Below are 6,672 nucleotides of genomic sequence, written 5' to 3' on the forward strand. Positions count from 1 at the left end.
ATTCGCAGCTTCACATTCCTTGAGGATGGGAGACTTCTTTCGGAAAACCGTTAAAAAACTCCCCTTCATGGTATAAGTGGTGCATCTTATCCGCATCGAAAAATTGGCCTGTTTCACGGTTTCTGACAAAGGCATCATCTTCCCAAGAATCCCATAACCCTTTCGTAACTTCCAAATATTCATCCGCCATCTTATAGCGTAAGGAGTGGTCAGGATGATTCCCTTTATTGAAGTTCGACGCCGTTTCTTCAAGCGGGGTCGTTACAACATTCCAACCAGCCCGGCCACCGGAAATCTTATCTAATGATGAAAATTGCCGCGCGATATTGAATGGTTCACTGTATGTTGTTGATACCGTTCCAACTAAGCCAATTTGTTTTGTTACAGCAGCGAGCGTAGCTAATAAAGTGATTGGTTCAAAGCGATTTAAAAAATGCGGAATCGATTTTTCATTTATGTAAAAGATGTCGGAAAACCATCCGGTACTGCGCCTACTTTAATGACTTTATCCCCCGATATATCCTCCGATGCTTCACTCTCACCGCTTCCCCCACATCCATTTTTCTATTACAAGGCTAGCTCCTTAACCCGCCCAGACTGATGGAACGGTTCTTCTGCAACACTATTATTTCGATGAAAATCTCTCAAAAACTTCTTCGTCCGTTCTTTCTGTGGATAATCAAATATTTCTTCTGGTGTTCCTTGCTCCACGATTACTCCATCTGCCATAAAAATAACTTTATCTGCTATTTCACGGGCGAAATTCATTTCATGTGTTACGATAATCATCGTTTTATTGTGACTTGCAATCTTTGAAATAACCCGAAGCACCTCTCCTACCCACTCCGGATCGAGTGATGAGGTTGGTTCATCGAAAAAAATTGCATATGGATTTACTGCAAGTGCCCGGGCTATTCCGACTCGTTGTTGCTGCCCGCCAGATAAGCGAATCGGATATTGATTTTGCTTATCCAAAATTCCGACTTGTTTGAGTAAATCTCTTCCCACCTCTTTCGCCGCTTCTTTATTCATCCTTTTCGCTACGACTAAAGCATGCGTTACATTTTCTAATACCGTTTTATTTTTAAATAGATTATAATGCTGGAATACCATCGATGTTTGCATTCTTAATTTATTTAGCGTCTGCCGATTCGCCTTATTTACATCAAGTTTTACATCGCCAATTTCAATCTGACCTACATCAGGCTTTTCTAAAAAGTTTAAGCAACGCAGGAGGGTCGATTTTCCGGAACCGGATGGCCCGATGATGACGACCACTTCTCCCTCATTCACATCAAAGCTGATATCCTTCAAGACAACATGGTCCTTAAAACTCTTCCGTATATTCGATACGCGAATCATACATATCCACCTTTCAAGTCTATACATGAGTATTCCTAGTTATTTACCCTGAATTGGAAATTGAATTGATTATAGCATCATATTAGCCCATTGACAATAGGCAAAAGGATGAAACGGAATTTTTTAAGATAGGAAGTGGCTAATATGGATGAGACCCGGAATTTGCCGTGGTCACACTAGAAGAAAACGATACGGGGCGAGCTGATTGTCATGATTATAAACAACCCACAATCATGGAGCTCTTTCATTCTCAGTGGTAGAAAATGTTTAAATAAAAATTCTTTCTTTGCATGGTTTGTTAGATTATGCAAAAGTGGTAAGAATTCCTAACTAATTAGAAAAAGATAGGTGCGGAGGCTATAACCTCTTCCACACCTATCTTTTTCAATAGATTAATCTTCTAATATCGTCTTTGCAATCGTCTGATCTAGTTCTTCAAAGTCATCATAAGAAATCGTTTCGTATAGTTCTTTTCTTGTCTGCATATTAAGTACACCATCAGCTTGGGATCCTTGCTCTTTAATTAAGGTAAAGATTCGCTCATACGCCTTTGCGGCTACCCTTAAAGAAGTAACTGGATAGATGACCATACGGAAGCCCATATTCTGAAATTCTTCTGCAGTAATAAATGGTGTTTTCCCAAACTCGGTCATATTTGCTAGCAGCGGGGCATCCATTTTTTCAGCAAACAAACGAAATTCCTCATCCGTTTGTAAAGCTTCAGGGAATATTGCATCTGCACCAGCTTGAACATAACTCGCAGCACGCCGGGTCGCTGCATCGAGGCCTTCCACAGCCCGAGCATCCGTCCTAGCAACGACAACTAAGGAAGGAGCAACTTCTTTAATTGCTTTAATCTTTTGCACCATTTCCTCCGTCGTAACGAGCTGTTTTCCATTTAAATGTCCGCATTTTTTGGGAAGCTGTTGGTCTTCTATCTGGACGGCAGCTACATTTGCTTCCACCATTTCCCGGGCTGTGCGTGCCACGTTTAATATACCGCCAAACCCTGTATCAATATCAACGAGAACTGGTAGATTCGTTGCTCTGACAAGATCCCTTGCCCGTTCCGCTATCTCTGTTGATGTAACGATTCCAAGATCCGGCAGTCCTCTGCTTGCCGTGTAAGCTCCGCCAGATAAATATAAAACGGAAAAACCTGCATCCCTTGCGACTAAAGCAGCCATCGCATCATGTGCCCCCGGTATCTGCAAAATATCATCTGCTTCCATTTGTTCCTTAAATTGTTCAGCCAATTCCTTCTGTGTTGACTGTTGATCCACAATCCACCCCATACCTGCGTCCTCCTTCTCCATCATTGACACGTATTAATTTATAAGAAATAACTCAACAAATTCATTCACATTCATGTTTGCTAACGTTTCATAATCACAGCTTATCGCTTCGATTTTCTTGCGTTGTTTATCCGTATAATGAGTTGCTAAGTTCTCCGTATACTTCTCAATTATCTTCGGAATGGCTTCCTCACGTCTAAAGCGATGCCCTAATGGATACTCCCGCTCCACTTCTTCTGTCGATGACCCATCTTTAAAATGAACTTGAACGGCATTCGCAATCGATCGTTTAGCAGGATCAAGATAGTCCTTTGTATATTCTTTATTTTCTACGACGATCATCTTATCACGCAGAATATCAATGATTGGATTTGCTGCAAAATCATCCTCATAATGTTCTGCCCGTATATCTCCTTCAAGCAGGGCGATAGCCGTTATATATTGTAAACAGTGATCCCGGTCAGCCGGATTATTTAACGGACCTTTTTTATCAATAATGCGAATAGCAGATTCATGGGTTTTAATCGTTATTTTATCTATTTCCTCTAAGCGACTAGCGACTTCTGGATGCAACTGTACGCCCGCTTCTGCCGCTGTTTGTGCATGGAATTCGGCTGGGAAGGATACTTTGAACAGCACATTCTCCATTACATAACTATCCAGCGGTTGACTAAGCACAAGTTCTTTCTTATTGAATAAAACATCTTGGAATCCCCAATCCGGGGCACTAAGTGCAGTTGGATAGCCCATTTCACCTTGCATGGCCATCATGGCTAAACGAACTGCCCTACTCGTTGCGTCACCGGCGGCCCAGGATTTTCGTGACCCTGTATTCGGTGCATGACGATACGTTCGTAGGCTTCCATTATCAATCCAAGCATTCGTGAGTGCATTCGTTATTTCTTCCCGTCCACCACCAAGCATTTTCGTGACAACGGCTGTTGATGCAATCTTTACAAAAAGGACGTGATCAAGTCCTACCCGATTCAAACTATTCTCGAGTGCAAGCACCCCTTGGATTTCATGTGCTTTGATCATCATTTCCAGTACTTCTTCAACTTTAAGCGGTTCTCTCCCCTTCTGAATTCTTACTTGGCTAAGGTAATCAGCAACCGCGAGAATTCCCCCTAAGTTATCGGATGGATGTCCCCATTCCGCTGCAAGCCATGTATCGTTATAGTCGAGCCAGCGAATCATCGCTCCAATATTGAACGCTGCTTGAATAGGGTCAAGTACATGAGATGTCCCGGGAACCCGCGCCCCATTTGGAACAATTGTCCCTGGTACGACTGGTCCAAGCAATTTCGTACATTCAGGATAATCAAGCGCTAAAATACCACAGCCCAACGTATCGAGTAATACATATTGCGCTGTTTGAAAAGCTTCTTCACTCGTAATATCCTTATTTAATACATAATCCGTGATTTCTTCTATTAACATGTCTGTTTTTTGATAATCATCTGTTTGTAACATCATTTGTCCTCTCCATTTCCATTTTTTATCCATGATTGACTAAGCGTAACGTGCACCGATATAGTTCACACGAGGTCTATAAAGCCGGTTATTACTGTGCTGCTCAATGACATGAGCAGCTAATCCAGCTGTCCGTGCACTGAAGAAAATAGGTGTATAAAGCGGAATCGGGATTCCCAGTTTCCAGTACACGGGTGCTGCGTAATAGTCTAAATTCGGATAAAGCCCTTTTTCCCTTTCCATCATTCTCTCGCCAGCTTCACACATCTCTAGCAGTGAATAATCGCCATCTCGCATGCAGAGCTGCCGAAGAGCTTCTTTCGTAATGAGAGCTCTCGGATCTATTTTCTTCATATAAACCCTGTGGCCAAATCCCATCACTTTTTCCTTTTGTTGCAGCTTATTTAGAAGTAATTCCTCAAATTCTTCTACGGTTTGCACTTCATTTAGCATATACATCACCGCTTCATTCGCTCCGCCATGCAAATTCCCTTTTAACGAGGCAATTGCTCCGGTTAATGCGCCGTAGATATCCGAGTTCGTGGAGGCAATTACTCTTGCAGTAAAGGTGGAGTTCGGCATTTCATGCTCGCTATATAAAAGGAGCAAACGATCAAAAATCGCTGTTTCTAAATCACTCGGTTTCTTTCCGGTAATCATGTATAAAAAGTTTGCACTGTAGGATAAATCGGCTTGCGGATAAATTGGCTCCTCCCCGTGGATAATTCGATGACTATTAACCGTAATCGTTGGTAGTTGCCCTAATAATTGATAGGCCCGTTTTTTATTTGCCGCAAGCGTTCGGTCTTCTATATCCTCATCGAAACCAGCAAGAATGGATAACCCAGTACGCATTCCATCCATTGGATGTGTCTGCTTTGGTAATAAACGAAGTACTTCGATTACTACTTCCGGAACATCATAATGCTGTTTCAGCGTTCCTTCTATGGAGACTTTTTCCGTCGCTGTGGGTAAGGTACCTTCCAATAATAAATGTACAATTTCCGCATATTCCTTACTCTTAGATAGCTCAATCAGATCATGGCCTTGAATGATGATTTTCTCTTCATCTACATCTAGAAATGAGATTGATGTCTCCGCCGCAATGACTCCCTCTAACCCTGGAACAAACTTTTCCTTTGTTTCCATGAATACCATCCCTCGCTTTTTATTTTCTTACCTTCCTGAAAGCGTTGACAAAGAAGTGATCTAGTGACTTTTTCTCATCTGCCATCATTATAATATTGATTGTAAGATTGGAAAAATATATAATATTAATAATTAGCCATAGATTTTTCCTATATCATAGAGGAGGATGTACTTCGTGAATTATCAGGATTGGGAAATGTTAGCCGCTCTCTATACCACCGAGAACATTACGAAAGCCGCAGAACAGTTATTTGTCTCACAGCCTACTCTAACCTCGCGTATTCAGAAATTGGAAGAACATTATGATGTACAACTCATTATCCGGAAACGAAGAGGAGTTACCTTCACACCAGAAGGAGAACAATTGGCACAGCACGCACAGAATATGATTCGCGAACAACGCATGATTGAAGAAAAAATTAACAATATGAAAAATCAAGTCACCGGTACACTACGAGTCGGCGTATCCAATTTCTTTGCACTTAATAAAATGCCGAAGTTATTGCGATTATTTAAACAGGAATACCCTCACGTAGAATTCCAAATGGTTACCGGATGGAGCAGTGCTATGCACCGCCTCGTTTTAAACAACGAAGTGCATCTAAGTTTTATTAAAGGGGACTATCCATGGAAAGGAAAAAGGGAGCTTTTATATGAGGAAGAAATCTGTGTTGCCTCACCGTGGGATTTCACATGGGACGATCTCCCCAATATGCCCCGGATTGATTATCATACCGACGAAAATATGAAGAGTTTGGTGGATGAATGGTGGTACCATCAATATTCCAAGCGTCCAAATACGACAATCCAAGTCAATCAAGTGGAAACATGCAAAGAGATGATTGTAAATGGCCTTGGTTTTTCCATTCTTGCAAATTTAGTTGTCCGTCCCTATCCAGAGCTATTTGTAAAACCACTCTATAAACCATCAGGAGAGCCAATGATAAGGAAAACGTGGATGTATTATCATGAAGACTCATTACAATTAAACATTGTCCATGCCTTTATTCGTTTTATTAGAGGGTTGGATGTTAAAGCAATATAACCATTTACTGTATCCTTTCATTCAGCGTAAGCGCAACCTTCTCCTGGAGGTCCGCAGTCCAGACACCTCTCGCTTTCCGCAGGCGGCTGGTGAGCCTCCTCGTACGCTTTGCGTACTGCGGGGTCTCACCTATGCCTTTCCTCCTGCAGGAGTCTCGAGGTGTCTGGACTGCTCCGAGGGAAAGCCCAACTTGGTACACTATTTTTCATTTAGAAATAAATAACTTATTACAATGCGATAGTTTCCATTAATAATAACGTTCTCTACCAGTTCAGTTGCCCGGCGGACGGTGACTCCTGCGGGAAAAGCACGTGTCCAGACCTGAGCAGGAAGCGATTTTCTTCCGAG

The 6,672-nt window shown here is 42.0% G+C and carries 5 protein-coding genes and 1 pseudogene; 1 reads left to right on the plus strand and 5 read right to left on the minus strand.

Features of this window, described 5'->3' with window-relative positions:
• Nucleotides 1-49: 49 nt before the first annotated feature.
• The 5 genes and pseudogenes from IEX94_RS03730 to mmgD form a co-directional block, all read right to left on the minus strand.
• Nucleotides 50-463 (minus strand): annotated as a pseudogene (locus IEX94_RS03730) (LLM class flavin-dependent oxidoreductase); the annotation flags it as partial.
• Nucleotides 464-567: 104 nt separating this feature from the next.
• Complete coding sequence (locus IEX94_RS03735; protein WP_188856093.1) at nt 568-1,362, minus strand: amino acid ABC transporter ATP-binding protein; 795 nt, start codon at nt 1,360-1,362, stop codon at nt 568-570.
• 392 nt (nt 1,363-1,754) lie between these two features.
• A complete protein-coding gene (gene prpB, locus IEX94_RS03740; protein ID WP_188856094.1) occupies nt 1,755-2,657 on the minus strand; it encodes a methylisocitrate lyase in 903 nt (300 codons plus the stop codon).
• A 33-nt stretch (nt 2,658-2,690) separates the two neighbouring features.
• On the minus strand, nt 2,691-4,130 hold the full coding sequence (locus IEX94_RS03745; RefSeq protein ID WP_188856206.1) for a bifunctional 2-methylcitrate dehydratase/aconitate hydratase: 1,440 nt from the start codon (nt 4,128-4,130) through the stop codon (nt 2,691-2,693).
• 39 nt (nt 4,131-4,169) lie between these two features.
• Nucleotides 4,170-5,279, minus strand: a complete 1,110-nt coding sequence (gene mmgD, locus IEX94_RS03750) for a citrate synthase (protein WP_188856095.1) — start codon at nt 5,277-5,279, stop codon at nt 4,170-4,172.
• A 166-nt stretch (nt 5,280-5,445) separates the two neighbouring features.
• On the opposite strand from mmgD, the gene IEX94_RS03755 reads away from it, so the two are divergent.
• Nucleotides 5,446-6,324 (plus strand): LysR family transcriptional regulator, encoded by an 879-nt coding sequence (locus IEX94_RS03755; RefSeq protein WP_229782548.1) that lies wholly within the window; start codon nt 5,446-5,448, stop codon nt 6,322-6,324.
• Nucleotides 6,325-6,672: the final 348 nt, after the last annotated feature.

This window comes from Oceanobacillus indicireducens (assembly GCF_014647195.1).
Lineage (GTDB): Bacteria > Bacillota > Bacilli > Bacillales > Amphibacillaceae > Oceanobacillus > Oceanobacillus indicireducens.